We start from the raw sequence: 15,368 nt of genomic DNA, 5'->3' as shown, positions 1-15,368 counted from the left end.
TCACCATGAACCAGAGCCTTTTCGCCGAAGTCGGCAAACACCTGCCCAGCGACCTTTCCAAGCCCTTCATCCGCACCCCGGACGGTGGCGGCTACAGCTATGCCGACATGCTGCGCAGCACCTCGCAGTTCGCCCATGCGCTGGTGGAGCTCGGCGTGCAGCCGGGCGACCGCGTGGCCGTGCAGGTCGACAAGAGCCCCGAGACCGTAATGCTCTACCTCGCCGTGCTGCGCGTCGGCGCGGTCTACCTGCCGCTCAACAGCGGCTACACCGGCGAGGAGCTGCGCTACTTCCTCGATGATGCCGAGCCCTCGCTGTTCGTCTGCGCCCCGGCCTTCGAGGCTCAGGCCCGCGAGCTGGCGACAGTCAGCGGCGTGGCCCACGTGGAAACCCTGGGCGATGCCGGCGACGGCTCGCTGATGGCCAAGGTGCACGGCAAGCCGGGGCGCTTCGCCGACGTCGAGCGCGCCGCTTCCGATCTCGCCGCGATCCTCTACACCTCCGGCACCACCGGGCGTTCCAAGGGCGCGATGATCAGCCACGGCAACCTGGTCTCCAACGCCCGCGCGCTGGTGGACTACTGGAACATCAGCAGCGAGGACTGGCTGCTCCACGCGCTGCCGATCTTCCACATCCACGGCCTGTTCGTGGCCTGCAACAGCCTGCTGATGGCCGGCGGCTCGATGCTCTTCCTGAGCAAGTTCGACGCCGCGCAGATGCTCAAGCTGCTGCCCCAGGTGAACCTGCTGATGGGCGTGCCGACCTTCTACACCCGTCTGCTCGACCAGCCCGGCCTGACCCGCGAGGCGGTGGCGCACATGCGCCTGTTCATCTCCGGCTCCGCGCCGCTGACCGCCGAGACCCACAGGGCGTTCTCCGAGCGCACCGGCATGGCCATCCTCGAACGCTACGGCATGACCGAGACCGGCATGAACACTTCCAACCCACTGGACGGCCAGCGCATCGCCGGCACCGTCGGCTTCCCGCTGCCGGGCGTCGAGTTGCGCATCACTGATCCGGCCCAGGCCGAGCCGACCCTGCTGCCGCAAGGCGAGCCGGGGATGATCGAAGTGCGCGGGCCGAACGTGTTCCAGGGCTACTGGCGCATGCCGGAGAAGACCGCCGAGGAGCTGCGCGCGGACGGCTTCTTCATGACCGGTGACATCGGCTTCGTCGACGACCGTGGCTACGTGCAGATCGTCGGGCGCAACAAGGACATGATCATCAGTGGCGGCTTCAACGTGTATCCCAAGGAGCTGGAAGAGATCCTCGACACCCTGCCGGGCGTGGCCGAATCGGCGGTGATCGGCGTACCGCACCCGGACTTCGGCGAGGGTGTGACGGCGGTGCTGGTGGCCAGCAAGGGCCAGGCGCCCAGCGAGGCGCAGGTGCTCGCCGCGCTGGACGGCAAGCTGGCGCGCTTCAAGCAGCCCAAGCGGGTGATGGTGGTCGAGGCGCTGCCGCGCAATGTGATGGGCAAGGTGCAGAAGAATGTGCTGCGGGAGCAGTTCAAGGCGCTGTATTCCTGAACCTCCGGAGTAAGAAAAGCCCCGCTCATGCGGGGCTTTTTCTTTTGTAGGAGCGGAGCTTCTCCGCGAGATCAGCTCCTGCTGGAGATATCAGGTGTGGCCTCGCGTAGGAGCGGACTCCGTCCGCGATGTGCCTGCCTCGCGCCCGGTTTGCCCGCGCCGCTTCGGCGTGCGCATGGGCTTCTTGTTTCGCCCCCTCGGGCGAGTCCCTTTTGGCAAACGTCGGATAGCCGCCCTCCCAAAAGGAACCAAAAGTCTTGCCCCGGACATCCGGTTTTTCGCTTGGGGCGAAAAATACCCTCGTTGAACGGGGCGTTCGGCGTGCGTGGATATTTCGCTGGAAGACCGTAGGGCGCATAACCCGGAACGGCTTATGCGCCGACCCCACCGCGGCGGATAACGCTGGCGCGTTATGCGCCCTACGATCCTGATAGTTCGGAGTGGCCGGTTGTTCGCGAGCAAGCTCGCTCCTACAGCCACGCCCAGCTGCGCAGCGCTTTTCGTAGGTGCGAGCTTGCTCGCGAATCGCCCAGCGCCGGTGCTCCCGCGTAGGAATGAAAAAGCCCCGCATCAGCGGGGCTTTTTCATGGCGCGAGAAGCAATCAGCGAACCGTCACCACCACCTTGCCCACCGCCTTGCGCTGGCCCAGGTGGTTGATCGCGTCGGCGGCCTTTTCCAGGGGGAAGGTCTGCGACACCAGCGGCTTGATCTTGCCTTCGGCAAACCAGGCGAACAGCTGCTGGAAGTTCGCCGCGTTGTCCTGCGGTTGGCGCTGGGCGAAGGAGCCCCAGAACACGCCGACCAGGGAGGCGCCCTTGAGCAGGGTGAGGTTGGCCGGCAGCGCGGGAATGGTGCCGCTGGCAAAACCGACCACCAGCATGCGGCCGTTCCAGGCGATGGAGCGGAAGGCTTCCTCGAACAGGTCGCCGCCCACCGGGTCGTAGATCACGTCCACGCCCTGGCCGCCGGTGAGTTCCTTGAGCTTGTCCTTTAGGCTGCCTTCGCTGTAGTTGATCAGCACGTCGGCGCCGGCGGCCTTGGCCACTTCCAGTTTGGCGTCGCTGCTGGCGGCGGCGATGACCTTGGCGCCCATGGCCTTGCCGATCTCAACCGCGGCCAGGCCGACGCCGCCGGAGGCGCCGAGCACCAGCAGGGTCTCGCCCGGCTGCAGGTTGGCGCGCTGCTTGAGGGCGTGCATGGAGGTGCCGTAGGTCATGCCGAAGGCGGCGGCGCTGGCGAAGTCCATGCCGTCGGGGATCGGCATCACGCTGTAGCCGGGTACGGCGACTTCTTCGGCGAAGCTGCCCCAGCCGGTCAGCGCCATCACGCGGTCGCCGGGTTTCACGTGGCTGACTTTCTCACCGACGGCGCCCACCACCCCAGCAGCCTCGCCACCCGGGGAGAACGGGAAGGGCGGCTTGAACTGATACTTGCCCTCGATGATCAGGGTGTCGGGGAAGTTCACCCCGGCAGCGTGCACCTGCAGCAGGACTTCGTTCTTCTTCGGCTCGGGGCTGGCGATCTCTTCCAGCACCAGGGTTTCGGCGGGGCCGAAGGCTTTGCACAGCACGGCTTTCATGAGGACGTACTCCGTTGGAGGTTCTTCTTGGTGAGTAGAGGGCCAGTGTAGGAGCGCAGGCACAGGGGGCAAATCACCATGGCCTGGGCTTATGCCCCGATATAGCTTGGGCGGCGGCGCGAGTGTGGCTATCCTTTGCCCATCGAATCCGGAGACATCGCCTTGAGAGCTTTCCTCGCCCTGTTGCTGGCCTTTTCCTTCAGTACCTTCGTCATGGCTTCAGAATCCGAAGAGGCCAAGCCGGAAGACGCCAACAAGCCTGTGTTCGTCGACCTCACCCCGGCGCTGGTGGGCAACTACGGCAGCGGCCCGCGCCTGAAGTACTTCAAGGCCGACATCGCGCTGAAGGTCACCGGCAAGGAGGCCTCGGAGAAGGTCGAGCACCACGAGCCGCTGATCCGCAACCAGCTGGTGATGCTGTTCGCCCAGCAGACCGACGATTCCCTCGGCAGCGTCGACGGCAAGGAGAAGCTGCGCCAGGAAGCCCTCAAGCAGGTGCAGACCGTGCTGCAGCAGGAAGAAGGCAAACCGCTGGTGGACGACCTGCTGTTCAACAACCTCATCGTCCAGCCCTGACTCCCTCCGGGAATCGCCTGCATGAGCGCGACTCATCTGCGCACGGCAGGCGCTTCTCCCGCCCGGCTGCGGCTGCTTGCCGCAATGCCGGGCTGAAAGCCCCGCCTCACATGGTGCGTAGGAAATTTCCGGCGCGCGCCTGACCTGAATCAAACCCCGTTTGCCGCTGCTCGCCGAACATCCCCTCATGATCCGCTCGAATTCGAGCGCCTGGACAAAGGGGAATTCGGATGACAGGAAACGCAAAAAGCTGGCGCAGCCGCGGCCTCGCGGTGCTGGTGCTGGCCGTGCTCGCCGCGCTGGCCTGGCAGACCTTCAAGCCTGCCGGCCTCCCGGAAGGCTTCGCCAGCGGCAACGGGCGCATCGAGGCTACCGAGGTCGACGTGGCCACCAAGCTGCCCGGCCGCGTGGCGGAAATCCTGGTGGACGAAGGCGACTTCGTGAAGGCCGGCGAGGTGGTGGCGAAGATGGACACCCAGGTGCTCCAGGCCCAGCTCGCCCAGGCCCAGGCGGAAGTGCGCCGGGCGCAGAATGCGCGCCTTACCGCCGAATCGCTGGTGGCTCAGCGCACCAGCGAGAAGTCCACCGCCCAGGCCGTGGTCGCCCAGCGCCAGGCCGAACTCACCGCCGCGCAGAAGCGCTTCACCCGTACCGAACAGCTGGTCAAGCGTAACGCCCTGCCGCAACAGCAACTGGATGACGACCGCGCGGTGATGCAGAGCGCCCAGGCAGCGCTGGCAGCTGCACGTTCCCAGGTGGTCTCGGCGGATGCCGGCATTTCTGCCGCGCGCTCCCAGGTGATCGAGGCGCAGTCGGCCATCGAGGCCGCCACCGCGAGCGTCGAGCGCCTGCAGGCGGACATCGACGACAGCCTGCTCAAGGCCCCGCGCAATGGCCGCGTGCAGTACCGCGTGGCGCAGCCGGGCGAGGTGCTGGCAGCCGGCGGCAAGCTGCTCAACATGGTCGACCTGGCCGACGTCTACATGACCTTCTTCCTGCCCTCGGGCCAGGCCGGCAAGGTCGGGCTGGGCCAGGAAGTGCACCTGGTGATCGATGCCGTGCCCGAGTACGTGATCCCGGCGAAAGTGTCCTACGTCGCCAGCGTCGCGCAGTTCACGCCCAAGACCGTGGAGACCGCCAACGAGCGCGAGAAGTTGATGTTCCGCGTCAAGGCGCGCCTCGATCCGGGCCTGCTGGAGAAGTACATCACCTACGTGAAGACCGGCGTACCGGGCATGGCCTACCTGCGCCTCGACCCGCAGGTGGAATGGCCGGCTGAGCTGCAGATCAAGGTCCCGCAATGAACGCCGCCAACTGTGTGGCCCGTCTGGCTGGCGTCTCGCTGCGCTACGGCGAGACCCGCGCAGTGGACGACATCAGCCTGGAAATCCCGGCCAACCGCATGGTCGGCCTGATCGGCCCGGACGGCGTCGGCAAGTCCAGCCTGCTGGCGTTGCTGGCCGGCGCGCGGAAAATGCAGGACGGCGAAATCCAGGTGCTCGGCGGCGACATGCGCGACGCGCGCCATCGTCGCGCCGTGTGCCCGCGCATCGCCTACATGCCGCAGGGCCTGGGCAAGAACCTCTACCCGACGCTCTCGGTGTTCGAGAACGTCGACTTCTTCGGCCGCCTGTTCGGCCACGACAAGGCCGAGCGCGAGCGGCGCATTGCCGACCTGCTGCACAGCACCGGCCTTGCGCCCTTCGCCGAGCGCCCGGCGGGCAAGCTCTCTGGCGGCATGAAGCAGAAGCTCGGGCTGTGTTGCGCGCTGATCCATGACCCCGACTTGCTGATCCTCGACGAGCCCACCACGGGCGTCGATCCGTTGTCGCGCAACCAGTTCTGGGAGCTGATCGCGCGCATCCGCGCCGGCCGCGAAGGCATGAGCGTGCTGGTGGCCACCGCCTACATGGAGGAGGCCGAGCGCTTCGATCACCTGGTAGCAATGGACGAGGGCAAGGTGCTCGCCACCGGCACACCCGCCGAGCTACGCGAGCAGACCGCCACACAGAATCTCGAAGAGGCGTTCATCGCGCTGCTGCCCGAGAGCAAGCGCGCTGGCCACCACAAACTGGTAATTCCGCCGCGCCCGCAGCCTGACGGCGCGCCGCAGATCGCCATCGAGGCCGAGGGGCTGACCTGCCGCTTTGGCGATTTCGTCGCGGTGGACCGCGTCAGCTTCCGCATCGAGCGCGGGGAAATCTTCGGCTTCCTCGGTTCCAACGGCTGCGGCAAGTCCACCACCATGAAGATGCTTACCGGCCTGCTGCCGGCCAGCGAAGGCACCTGTGCGCTGTTCGGCCAGCCGGTGAACGCCAACGACATGGCGACCCGCCGGCGCGTCGGCTACATGTCCCAGGCCTTCTCGCTGTATGCCGAGCTGACGGTGCTGCAGAACCTCGAACTGCACGCCAAGCTGTTCCACATCCCGCATGAGCAGATCGGCCCACGCGTCGCGGAAATGCTCCAGCGTTTCGACCTGGGCAAGGTCAGCAACGAGCTGCCCGACAGCCTGCCGCTGGGTATCCGCCAGCGCCTGTCGCTGGCCGTGGCGGTAATCCACAAACCGGAAATCCTCATCCTCGACGAGCCCACCTCGGGCGTCGACCCGGTGGCCCGCGACGGCTTCTGGGAGCTGATGGTGGAGCTGTCGCGCAACGACGGCGTGACCATCTTCATCTCCACCCACTTCATGAACGAGGCCGAGCGCTGCGACCGCATCTCGCTGATGCACGCCGGCAAGGTGCTCGACAGCGACACCCCGCAGGGGCTGATCGACAAGCGCGGCCTGCCGACCCTGGAAGCCACCTTCATCGCCTACCTGGAAGAGGCCGCCGGCAGCGCGCCGGTGGCCGACGCCACGCCCACTCCGGAGCGCGCTACCCAGGAAAATTCAGCCTTGCCCGCTCGCTACAAGGGCAGCGACCGCTTCAGCTGGCTGCGCCTGTTCAGCTACGCGCGCCGCGAGGCCATGGAGCTGCGCCGCGACCCGATCCGCCTGACCCTGGCGCTGGTGGGCACCGCGCTGCTGATGTTCATCATCGGCTACGGCATCAACATGGACGTCGAGGACCTCACCTACGCAGTGCTCGACCGCGACCAGACCACCACCAGCCAGACCTACGCGCTGAACATTTCCGGCTCGCGCTACTTCATCGAGAAGGCGCCGATCCAGACCCCCGAGGAGCTGGAGCGGCGCTTGCGTAGCGGCGACATCAGCCTGGCGGTGGAGATCCCGCCAAACTTCGGCCGCGACCTCAAGCGCGGCGCCGACCCGGCCATCGGCGTATGGATCGACGGCGCCATGCCGACCCGCGCCAACACCGTGCTCGGCTATGTGCAGGGGCTGCACGCCAGCTACTTGGCCGACCTTGCGCGACAGAACGGCAACGCCGCCGCCAGCGCCGCGGCGAGCACCGAAGTGCGCTTCCGCTACAACCCCGACGTGGAGAGCCTCAAGGCCATGGTGCCGGCGGTGATCCCGCTGCTGCTGATCATGATTCCGGCGATGCTGACCGCCCTGGGTGTGGTGCGCGAGAAGGAGCTGGGTTCGATCACCAACCTCTACGTCACCCCGGTCACTCGCCTGGAGTTCCTGCTCGGCAAGCAGCTGCCGTACATCGGCATGGGCATGATCAACTTCGTGCTGATGCTGGCCATGGCTGTGCTGCTGTTCCAGGTGCCGCTCAAGGGGAGCTTCCTGGCGCTGCTGGTCGGCGCGTTCCTCTATGTGGTGACCAGCACCGGCCTCGGCCTGCTGCTCTCGACCTTCATGAAGAGCCAGATCGCCGCGGTGTTCGGCACCGCCATCGCCACCATGATCCCGGCGATCCAGTTCTCCGGGCTGATCCACCCGGTGTCCTCGCTGGAAGGCGCGGCAGCGGTGATCGGCCAGCTCTACCCGACCTCGCATTTCCTCATCGTCAGCCGTGGCGCCTTCTCCAAGGCACTGGGCTTTGCCGACCTGTGGGTCTACTACCTGCCGCTGCTGGCCATGGTGGTGGTGCTGACGCTGCTCAGCGTGGCCTGCCTGAAGAAGCAGGAGGTCTGAGATGAACAAGCTGGCGAACATCTTCAACCTCGGCATCAAGGAATTCCGCAGCCTGGGCCGTGACTACGCGATGCWGATCCTGATCGCCTGGGCCTTCACCTTGGGCGTCTACAGCTCGGCCACCGGCGTGCCGGAGACCCTGCACCACGCGCCGATTGCCATCGTCGACGAGGACCAGTCGCAGCTCTCCTCGCGTATCGTCAATGCCTTCCAGCCGCCGTATTTCCGGGTGCCGGAAATGATCGGCCACGCACAGATGGACCGCGGCATGGACGTCGGCCTGTACACCTTCACCCTGGATATCCCGCCGGACTTCCAGCGCGACGTGCTGGCCGGGCGGCAGCCGGCGATCCAGGTCAACGTCGATGCGACGCAGACCGGCCAGGCCTTCTCCGGCGCCGGCTACATCCAGAACATCGTCGGTACCGAGGTCGGCGAATTCGTCAGCCGCTACCGCGCCGAGGCGGCGATGCCAGCGGAGCTGGCGGTGCGCATGGAGTTCAACCCGAACCTGACCCAGGCCTGGTTCGGCGCGGTGATGGAGGTGATCAACCAGATCACCATGCTGTCGATCATCCTCACCGGCGCCGCGCTGATCCGCGAGCGCGAGCACGGCACGGTGGAGCACCTGCTGGTGATGCCGCTGACCGCCTTCGAGATCATGATGGCCAAGGTCTGGTCCATGGGCACCGTGGTGCTGGTGGCGGCGGCGATCTCGCTGCAGCTGGTGGTGCGCGGCTGGCTCGACGTGCCGATCAGCGGCTCGGTGGGGCTGTTCCTGCTGGGCGCGGCGCTGCACCTGTTCGCCACCACGTCCATGGGCATCTTCATCGGCACCGTGGCGCGCTCGATGCCGCAACTGGGGTTGCTGGTGATCCTCACGCTGATGCCGCTGCAGATTCTCTCCGGCGGTACCACGCCACGGGAGAGCATGCCGGAGCTGGTGCAGACCATCATGCTGGCGGCGCCGACCACCCACTTCGTCAGCCTGGCCCAGGCAATCCTCTATCGCGGCGCGGACCTGTCCATCGTCTGGCCGCAGTTGCTGGGGATCGTCGGGATCGGTGCGGCGTTCTTCTTCGGCGCGCTGTGGCGCTTCCGCAGGACTATCGGGCAGATGGCTTGACGCTGAACAGTACGCTGCTGCGCCATGCATTTCCCTCACCCTAACCCTCTCCCAGAGGGAGAGGGGACTGGTTCGGTGCATGTTGAAACCATGGCGTAAGCCGGCACAGACGGCTCCCTCTCCCTTCAGGGAGAGGGCGGGGGGAGAGGGCAGCCTCGCACGAAGTCTCAGGAAGACGTGCGCTCTGACATATCCACCGGCCACACACACGTCTGGTTGCGCCCCCTGTGCTTGGCCGCATACAGCGCGCGGTCGGCCTGGGCGATCAGCTGGTCCGGCTCGGCATCCTGCCCCGGCGTGGCGATGGCCACGCCGATACTCACGGTCAACCGACCCAGCTCCGCCGCCGGGTGGGCGATGCCCAGCTCGGCGACGCGCTGGTGCACGCGTGCGGCGACATGCCCGGCGCCGTCCGGGTCGGTGTCGGTGAGGATGATGACGAACTCCTCGCCGCCATAGCGGCAGGCCACGTCGCCTTCGCGTTGCAGGCACTCCTGCAGGCAGCTGGCGACCCGGCGCAGCGCGTCGTCGCCGGCCAGGTGGCCGAGGCAGTCGTTGAAGCGCTTGAAGTGGTCGACATCCAGCATCAGCACCGCCAGTGGTGCGTCGGCGCGGCGCAGGCGGCGCCATTCGCTCTGCAGCTGGCGGTCGAAGTAGCGGCGGTTGTACAGCCCGGTGAGGCCGTCCTGCTGCGACAGCTTCTGCAGCTGCGCCTCCAGTTGCAGGCGCTCGCTGTTGTCGCGGGCCACGGCGATCAGGTACTCGCGCTCGCCCTGGTGGATCAGCTGGGTGTTGATCTCGGCCGGCTGCAGGCTGCCGTCGCGGCGCAGCATCTCGCGCTGGAAGATCATCGACAGGTTCAGCCGGTGGGCCTGCTGCACCAGCTGGATCCAGGCGAAGAAGCCGGGGATCAGTCGCTCCGGGTCCAGGTGCAGCAAACGGCGGAACTCCTCGGCGCTGTAGCCCAGGGCGCTGTAGGTGGCGCGGTTCATGTGCAGCAGCTCGCGCTGTTGCAGGTCGAAGATGAACAGCGCGTCGCGGCTGGAATCGGTCAGGTCCAGCGCCAGTTGCAGGCGCCCGCGGCTGTCGCGCAGGCTTGCCTCGACCTCCTGGCGTTGCTCCGCTTCCTGGTTGAGCAACTCGTTGCTGGCGCTCAGCGCAGTGGCGCGGCGGGCGTTCTCGCGGGCGAGGAACAGCGCCGCCACCAGCAGCAGGCTGATCGCCACGCCCCCGCCGAACACCACCATCGGCAGCGGCGTGGATAGTGACTGCACCAGCGCCTGGGTGGGGCGCAGCTCCAGCTCGAAGCTGCGGTTGTTGAGCAGGCGCAGCGGCAGGCGCAGCAGCTGCTCGGCATCGCTGTCGGGCTGGTCGCGCACGTAGAGCGGTTGGCCGTGCTCCAGCAGACGCACGCTGAACAGGTGGTTGTCGGCCTGCTTGAGCAGGTTGTCCATCAGCGGGCCGACGCGGAACACGCCCTGCATGAAGCCGTCGAACTGCAGCTGGTTGGCGGGATCGCGGATGAATACCGGGGTGTAGAGAACGAAGCCGCGGCCGCCCTGGACCAGCTCGACGCTGTCGCTCAGGCGCGGCTTGCCACTGTCGCGGGCGGCCATGGCGGTGGCGTAGTTGGGGTGCAGCCCGGTGAGCTGGAAATTTAGCGCCGCCTCGTTGCCCTGCAGCGGCTCCAGCCAGCGGATGCGCAGGTCGGGGCCGGACCACTGGATCGATTGGTAGCCGGCAAAGCTGCGCACGTAGAAACGCGCGTCCAGCTCCCATTCGGCGCGCGGCATACGGCCATGGTGGGTCCATAGCTGGGCGATCAGGCTCAGACCCTGGACCTGCTCGTGGAGATTGGCCTCCAACTGGTGCGCCAGGCTGCGGCCCTGGTAGGCCAGGCGTTCCTGCACGCGCTGGCGCTCGCTGCTCGCCAGTTCCTCGCCGAGCCAGGCGCTGGCGAAAAGCAGCACGCAGAGCAGGCCGCCCAGCCCGAGGTAGGTCGCTAATGAGGACTGAAGGCGGCGCATGTGACGAATTCCGGAGGCTTCAACAAGCTAATAGCACATTGCCTCTACTTGTGCGCCAGGCCGACGACGAGTGCCCACTGCTCGGCGGTCACCGGCATTACCGACAGGCGGCTGCCTTTCTGCACCAGGGGCATTTCCTCAAGGCCTGCCTGGGCTTTCAGCGCGGCCAGCGGCAGCACCGAACGGAAGGCCTCGACGAAGCCGACGTCGCGGGCTGTCCAGGGGTTCTTCTCGGCGCTGGCCTTGGGGTCGTGGTAATGGCTCTTGGGGTCCAGCGCGGTCGGGTCGTCGTAGGCTTCGCCCTCGATCTGCGCAATGCCGGCGATGCCCGGCTCCGGGCAGCTGGAGTGGTAGAAGAAGAACAGGTCGCCCGGCTGCATGGCGCGCATGAAGTTGCGTGCCTGGTAGTTGCGCACGCCATCCCAGCGCGCGCTCTTCAGGCGCTTGAGGTCGTGGATCGACAGTTCGTCGGGCTCGGATTTCATCAGCCAGTAAGCGCGTGCCATCCGCGAGGGTCTCCTTGTGTGAAACGGTTGTGTGAAACGGATTGGGCGAAGTGGGCAACGAGGCCCATGAGGATCAAGGGTAGGCGTTTCCCCTGCGACAAGCTGCCAACTCGCCGGAAACTTGCTGTAGGAAGAATATGTGGGAATTCGGCATGAACATTGCCTGAATGTGCGCGAAGTTTTGCAGGGCGGAGATCGTCCGACGATCGGTTGGCGTCAGAATTGCGGGATGCCTTTCATTGTCGGAGAATGCCGCCGTTTTCAGCTTGGCCCGCCGGACGGATAAAAAAACCACCGCCGGTCATCGTGGACAGTTTGCCTGGAAGGGGGAGGCAATCGATGAAACGCAAGCCAGATCTTTTGTGGGTGTTGGTAATACTTTTCGGCCTTGGGGTCGTCACCACCGGTTACACCCAGAGCCTTTGGGAACAGCGCCAGGGCAACGCCCCGGTGCAGGTCACCCAGCAGCCCTGATCCAGTTCGCCTGAATCAGTGGCATCCGCCACGGTTATCGCAAGGAACGCGATTCCGTCGCCAGACGGCCATACCAGCCGCCGTCCGTCACTATGCCCAGCAGCGGCACATCCCAGCTCGCCAGCTCCAGCTTGTCGACCTTCTGGCACTCGTGCGCCAGGCCCAATAGCGTCGGTTTCTGCCAATTTTTGCGCATGCCCAGGTAGGCCAGGGTCCGGTCGTAGAAGCCTTTGCCCATGCCCAGCCGGCCGCCCTGCGGATCGAAGCCCACCAGCGGCAGCAACAGCAGGTCCAGCGCCCAGGCCGGCCGCTGGCGCCGTCGGTCGGCCTGCGGTTCGGCAATGTTGAAGCGGTTGCGCACCCAGCGCTCGCCGATGCCCACCTGCTGGAAGGTCATGTGCGTGCGTGGCCAGTCCGAGAGCACCGGCAGATAGGTCGCCTTGCCGCGCTTCTGCGCAGCCTTCATCAATGGACGCGGGTCGATTTCGCCATCAGCCGGCAGGTACAGGGCAATGTGCTTCGCCCGGCGGAACAGCGGATGCTGCGCGAGCTGGCGATACAGGGCCTGGGCGGCGAGGCGTTGCTGCAGGGGAGTGAGTGCGCGTCTGGCCTGGCGCAACTGGCGGCGCAGGGCAGGGCGGGAGAGACCAGCAGAGTGGATCATGGAAGGGTAAAGCTCCCCGGACATGCCGCTGTCGGGTTAGCCCTTGAACCCGAGAGTTCAAGGTGGTGGTTGCAGTAGGCTTTAAGGCTTTCCGTCGTGCGGACATGCACACCAGCCCAACTGGCAACCCCCGTTGTTGCAATTATCGGCTCAGGGACATCACCGACTGGCCAACACACCAGGGAGCGAGGCCGATTATACCCCAAGGAAATTTCCCTGGTCAGACTTCACCCTGCTCTTTATCGGTGGTAAGGGGCTCGGTGGTCAGCGCGCGATCAACGCGCTCGAGCAGTTCACGCACGCGCTCGCGGGTGGAGCCGCTGTCGGTCTCGACGCGCTCCTGCTTGTGCAGCAGCTCGTGGGTGATGTTCAGGGCAGCCATCACCGCGACGCGGTCAGCACCGATCACTTTGCCGCTGGAGCGGATCTCGCGCATCTTGCTGTCCAGATAGCGCGCGGCGCTTTCCAGGTTGACGCGCTCGTCCGCAGGGCATGCGATGCAGTACTCCTTGTCGAGGATTTGGACGTTCAGGGTGTTCGACTGGCTCATGAGTCCTGCTCCAGGGCTTTAAGACGCAAAATCATCGCTTCGACCTTCTGCCGAGCCAAATCGTTCTTCTCGATCAGATGGGCGCGTTCTTCCCGCCAGCTTTTCTCGTTCGCCCGCAGCAGCCGGTTCTCGGCCTTGAGCTGTTCCAGGCGCTGGAGCAGCAGGTCGAACTTGGCGATCAGCGCGTGCAGGTCGGCGTCTTCCATGGGCTCTCGCTTGGGAGTTGCTTTAGTAATCGAGAACTATATAGGACTGCCGTGGGGGTGGGTCAACGCACGGCTGCCCGGCGCTTCGTCACATGGTCTTGCTGTGTGCGCCGGTGCTAGGATAACGGACCATATTCTAAGCGCGGCGCCTGATGGCGCCTAGCCGTCATCCGGGTTCGACATGTCCACTTCCAGCTCCGCCTACACCGCTTTCGCCGCCCTGCTCGCCGAGGCTGCCCTGCCGATTTCCCCCGCCGAACTGCACGGCCACCTGCTTGGCCGTGTTTGCGCAGGCTCCGGCTTCGACCAGGGCGAGTGGCTGCAGGCCGCTGGCGAGCTGCTCGGCGGCGAGCCGGGCGAGCGCCTGGGCGCGGCCCTTGGCGGCCTGCTGGGCATGGTCCAGCAGGATTTCACCCAGGGCGAGATGGCCGTGGTGCTGATGTTGCCCAACGACGACGAGCCGCTGCTGGAGCGCGCTACCGCGCTGGGCCAGTGGTGCCAGGGCTTCCTCGCCGGCTTCGGCCTGGCGCTGCGTTCCCCCAGCCTGTCCGACGAAGCCGACGAAGTGCTGCAGGACATCGCCGCCATCGCCCAGGTCGGCGGCCAGCTGGAAGAATCCGAAGACGGCGAGGCCGACTACATGGAAGTGCAGGAATACCTGCGCGTCGCCCCGCTGCTGCTGTTCTCCGAATTCGGCAAGGTGCCGGCACCGGCCGAGAAACCCTCCCTGCATTGAGGTCGCGCATGATCCGTATCGCCAAGTCGGAATACGCCCGTCGTCGCAAGGCGCTGATGGCGCAGATGGAACCCAACAGCATCGCCATTCTCCCGGCGGCGCCGATGTACATCCGTAACCGCGACGTCGAGCACGTCTACCGCCAGGACAGCGATTTCCAGTACCTCACCGGCTTCCCCGAGCCGGAAGCGGTGATGGCGCTGATCCCCGGCCGCGAGCACGGCGAGTACGTGCTGTTCTGCCGCGAGCGCGATCCGGAGCGTGAACTGTGGGACGGCCTGCGCGCCGGCCAGGACGGTGCCATCGCCACCTTCGGCGCCGACGATGCCTTCCCCATCGGCGATATCGACGACATCCTCCCTGGTCTGATCGAAGGCCGCGACCGCGTGTATTACGCGCTGGGCGCCAACCAGGAGTTCGACCGCCGGCTGATGGAGTGGATCAACGTGATCCGTTCCAAGGCGCGCCAGGGTGCGCAGCCGCCGAACGAATTCGTCGCTCTCGACCACCTGCTGCACGACCAGCGCCTGTACAAGAGCGCCGGCGAGGTGAAGGTGATGCGCTACGCCGCGGAAGTCTCCGCCGGCGCCCACATCCGCGCCATGCAGGCCTGCCGTCCGGGGCTCCACGAGTTCCACCTGGAAGCCGAGCTGGAATACGCCTTCCGCCTGGGCGGCGCGAAGATGCCGGCCTACGGCTCCATCGTCGCCACTGGCCGCAACGCCTGCATCCTGCACTACCGGGAGAACGACGCGCAGATCAAGGACGGCGACCTGATCCTGATCGACGCCGGATGCGAGATCGACTGCTACGCCAGCGACATCACCCGCACCTTCCCCGCCAGCGGCGTCTTCAGCCCCGAGCAGAAGGCCATCTACCAGCTGGTGCTGGACGCCAACATGGCGGCCTTCGACTTCATCGCGCCGGGTCGCCACTGGAACGAAGCCCACGAGGCCACCGTGCGGGTCATCACCGCCGGCCTGGTGGAACTGGGCCTGCTCAAGGGCGATGTCGACGAGCTGATCGAGCGCGAAGCCTACAAGGCCTTCTACATGCACCGTGCCGGCCACTGGCTGGGCATGGACGTGCACGACGTCGGCGAATACCGCGTCGGCGGTGAATGGCGCGTGCTCGAACCGGGCATGGCGATGACCGTCGAGCCGGGCATCTACATCTCCCCGGACAACACCGACGTGCCGAAGAAGTGGCGCGGCATCGGCGTGCGCATCGAGGACGACGTGGTGGTGACCAGGACCGGCTGCGAAGTGCTGACCAACGGCGTGCCGAAGACCGTCGCCGAAATCGAGGCGCTGATGGCCGAAGCCAAGGCCCAGGCCGCCTGA

At 66.2% G+C, this 15,368-nt stretch carries 14 protein-coding genes and 1 other RNA gene; 8 read left to right on the top strand and 7 right to left on the bottom strand.

The window, feature by feature from the left end:
• The first annotated feature begins 5 nt into the window (after positions 1-5).
• Complete coding sequence (locus tag QO207_RS00200) at positions 6-1,529, top strand: malonyl-CoA synthase (RefSeq protein WP_301478727.1); 1,524 nt, start codon at positions 6-8, stop codon at positions 1,527-1,529.
• Between the two features lie 602 nt (positions 1,530-2,131).
• Here the strand turns inward: QO207_RS00200 and QO207_RS00195 are convergent.
• On the bottom strand, positions 2,132-3,109 hold the full coding sequence (locus QO207_RS00195) for an NADPH:quinone oxidoreductase family protein (RefSeq protein WP_301478725.1): 978 nt from the start codon (positions 3,107-3,109) through the stop codon (positions 2,132-2,134).
• A gap of 213 nt (positions 3,110-3,322) precedes the next feature.
• Here QO207_RS00195 and QO207_RS00190 point away from each other — a divergent pair, with 213 nt between their 5' ends.
• The 4 genes from QO207_RS00190 to QO207_RS00175 all read left to right on the top strand — a co-directional run bounded on the left by QO207_RS00190 (position 3,323) and on the right by QO207_RS00175 (position 8,862).
• Positions 3,323-3,685, top strand: coding sequence for a flagellar basal body-associated protein FliL (locus QO207_RS00190; RefSeq protein ID WP_301479386.1), 363 nt, complete (start codon positions 3,323-3,325; stop codon positions 3,683-3,685).
• Positions 3,686-3,915: 230 nt separating this feature from the next.
• Positions 3,916-4,989, top strand: a complete 1,074-nt coding sequence (locus tag QO207_RS00185) for an HlyD family secretion protein (protein ID WP_301478724.1) — start codon at positions 3,916-3,918, stop codon at positions 4,987-4,989.
• On the top strand, positions 4,986-7,736 hold the full coding sequence (rbbA, locus tag QO207_RS00180) for a ribosome-associated ATPase/putative transporter RbbA (RefSeq protein WP_301478722.1): 2,751 nt from the start codon (positions 4,986-4,988) through the stop codon (positions 7,734-7,736). The genes QO207_RS00185 and rbbA overlap by 4 nt, the downstream gene beginning before the upstream one ends.
• A 1-nt stretch (position 7,737) precedes the next feature.
• Entirely contained in the window at positions 7,738-8,862 is a 1,125-nt protein-coding gene (locus QO207_RS00175) for an ABC transporter permease (protein ID WP_301478720.1), read from the top strand.
• 167 nt (positions 8,863-9,029) lie between these two features.
• On the opposite strand, the gene QO207_RS00170 is transcribed toward QO207_RS00175, so the two are convergent.
• Both QO207_RS00170 and QO207_RS00165 read right to left on the bottom strand, forming a co-directional pair.
• Positions 9,030-10,889, bottom strand: coding sequence for a diguanylate cyclase (locus QO207_RS00170; RefSeq protein WP_301478719.1), 1,860 nt, complete (start codon positions 10,887-10,889; stop codon positions 9,030-9,032).
• A gap of 44 nt (positions 10,890-10,933) precedes the next feature.
• Positions 10,934-11,395, bottom strand: coding sequence for an EVE domain-containing protein (locus QO207_RS00165; protein ID WP_301478717.1), 462 nt, complete (start codon positions 11,393-11,395; stop codon positions 10,934-10,936).
• Between the two features lie 339 nt (positions 11,396-11,734).
• Between QO207_RS00165 and QO207_RS00160 the strand changes: the two genes are divergently transcribed.
• Positions 11,735-11,869: a hypothetical protein gene (locus tag QO207_RS00160; protein WP_128082560.1), complete on the top strand. Its 135-nt coding sequence runs from the start codon at positions 11,735-11,737 to the stop codon at positions 11,867-11,869.
• 34 nt (positions 11,870-11,903) lie between these two features.
• Here the strand turns inward: QO207_RS00160 and QO207_RS00155 are convergent, their stop codons facing one another.
• From QO207_RS00155 to QO207_RS00140, 4 genes are all read right to left on the bottom strand, one after another.
• Entirely contained in the window at positions 11,904-12,533 is a 630-nt protein-coding gene (locus QO207_RS00155) for a 5-formyltetrahydrofolate cyclo-ligase (RefSeq protein ID WP_301478715.1), read from the bottom strand.
• Positions 12,534-12,542: 9 nt separating this feature from the next.
• A non-coding RNA gene (ssrS, locus tag QO207_RS00150) (6S RNA) lies at positions 12,543-12,721 on the bottom strand.
• A 32-nt stretch (positions 12,722-12,753) separates the two neighbouring features.
• Entirely contained in the window at positions 12,754-13,083 is a 330-nt protein-coding gene (locus QO207_RS00145) for a cell division protein ZapA (RefSeq protein WP_301478713.1), read from the bottom strand.
• Positions 13,080-13,289: a TIGR02449 family protein gene (locus QO207_RS00140; RefSeq protein ID WP_017521390.1), complete on the bottom strand. Its 210-nt coding sequence runs from the start codon at positions 13,287-13,289 to the stop codon at positions 13,080-13,082. Before QO207_RS00140 ends, QO207_RS00145 begins: the two co-directional genes overlap by 4 nt.
• 181 nt (positions 13,290-13,470) lie before the next feature.
• Here QO207_RS00140 and QO207_RS00135 point away from each other — a divergent pair, with 181 nt between their 5' ends.
• Positions 13,471-14,025 (top strand): UPF0149 family protein, encoded by a 555-nt coding sequence (locus QO207_RS00135; RefSeq protein WP_192432290.1) that lies wholly within the window; start codon positions 13,471-13,473, stop codon positions 14,023-14,025.
• Between the two features lie 8 nt (positions 14,026-14,033).
• Entirely contained in the window at positions 14,034-15,368 is a 1,335-nt protein-coding gene (pepP, locus tag QO207_RS00130) for a Xaa-Pro aminopeptidase (protein WP_301478710.1), read from the top strand.

The organism is Pseudomonas sp. CAN1 (assembly GCF_030462585.1).
Taxonomy (GTDB): domain Bacteria; phylum Pseudomonadota; class Gammaproteobacteria; order Pseudomonadales; family Pseudomonadaceae; genus Pseudomonas.
Note: the sequence above shows the minus strand (reverse complement) of the source record. Positions and strands in the feature narration are given on the sequence as shown.

Excerpts from the sequence above, each read along its gene's own strand:
- QO207_RS00135 (WP_192432290.1), top strand. The coding sequence starts at position 13,471 with ATGTCCACTTCCAGCTCCGCCTACACCGCTTTCGCCGCCCTGCTCGCC.
- QO207_RS00160 (WP_128082560.1), top strand. The coding sequence starts at position 11,735 with ATGAAACGCAAGCCAGATCTTTTGTGGGTGTTGGTAATACTTTTCGGC.
- QO207_RS00195 (WP_301478725.1), bottom strand. The coding sequence starts at position 3,109 with ATGAAAGCCGTGCTGTGCAAAGCCTTCGGCCCCGCCGAAACCCTGGTG.
- QO207_RS00165 (WP_301478717.1), bottom strand. The coding sequence starts at position 11,395 with ATGGCACGCGCTTACTGGCTGATGAAATCCGAGCCCGACGAACTGTCG.
- QO207_RS00190 (WP_301479386.1), top strand. The coding sequence starts at position 3,323 with ATGGCTTCAGAATCCGAAGAGGCCAAGCCGGAAGACGCCAACAAGCCT.
- QO207_RS00185 (WP_301478724.1), top strand. The coding sequence starts at position 3,916 with ATGACAGGAAACGCAAAAAGCTGGCGCAGCCGCGGCCTCGCGGTGCTG.
- QO207_RS00170 (WP_301478719.1), bottom strand. The coding sequence starts at position 10,889 with ATGCGCCGCCTTCAGTCCTCATTAGCGACCTACCTCGGGCTGGGCGGC.
- QO207_RS00145 (WP_301478713.1), bottom strand. The coding sequence starts at position 13,083 with ATGAGCCAGTCGAACACCCTGAACGTCCAAATCCTCGACAAGGAGTAC.
- rbbA (WP_301478722.1), top strand. The coding sequence starts at position 4,986 with ATGAACGCCGCCAACTGTGTGGCCCGTCTGGCTGGCGTCTCGCTGCGC.
- QO207_RS00155 (WP_301478715.1), bottom strand. The coding sequence starts at position 12,533 with ATGATCCACTCTGCTGGTCTCTCCCGCCCTGCCCTGCGCCGCCAGTTG.
- QO207_RS00140 (WP_017521390.1), bottom strand. The coding sequence starts at position 13,289 with ATGGAAGACGCCGACCTGCACGCGCTGATCGCCAAGTTCGACCTGCTG.
- pepP (WP_301478710.1), top strand. The coding sequence starts at position 14,034 with ATGATCCGTATCGCCAAGTCGGAATACGCCCGTCGTCGCAAGGCGCTG.
- QO207_RS00200 (WP_301478727.1), top strand. The coding sequence starts at position 6 with ATGAACCAGAGCCTTTTCGCCGAAGTCGGCAAACACCTGCCCAGCGAC.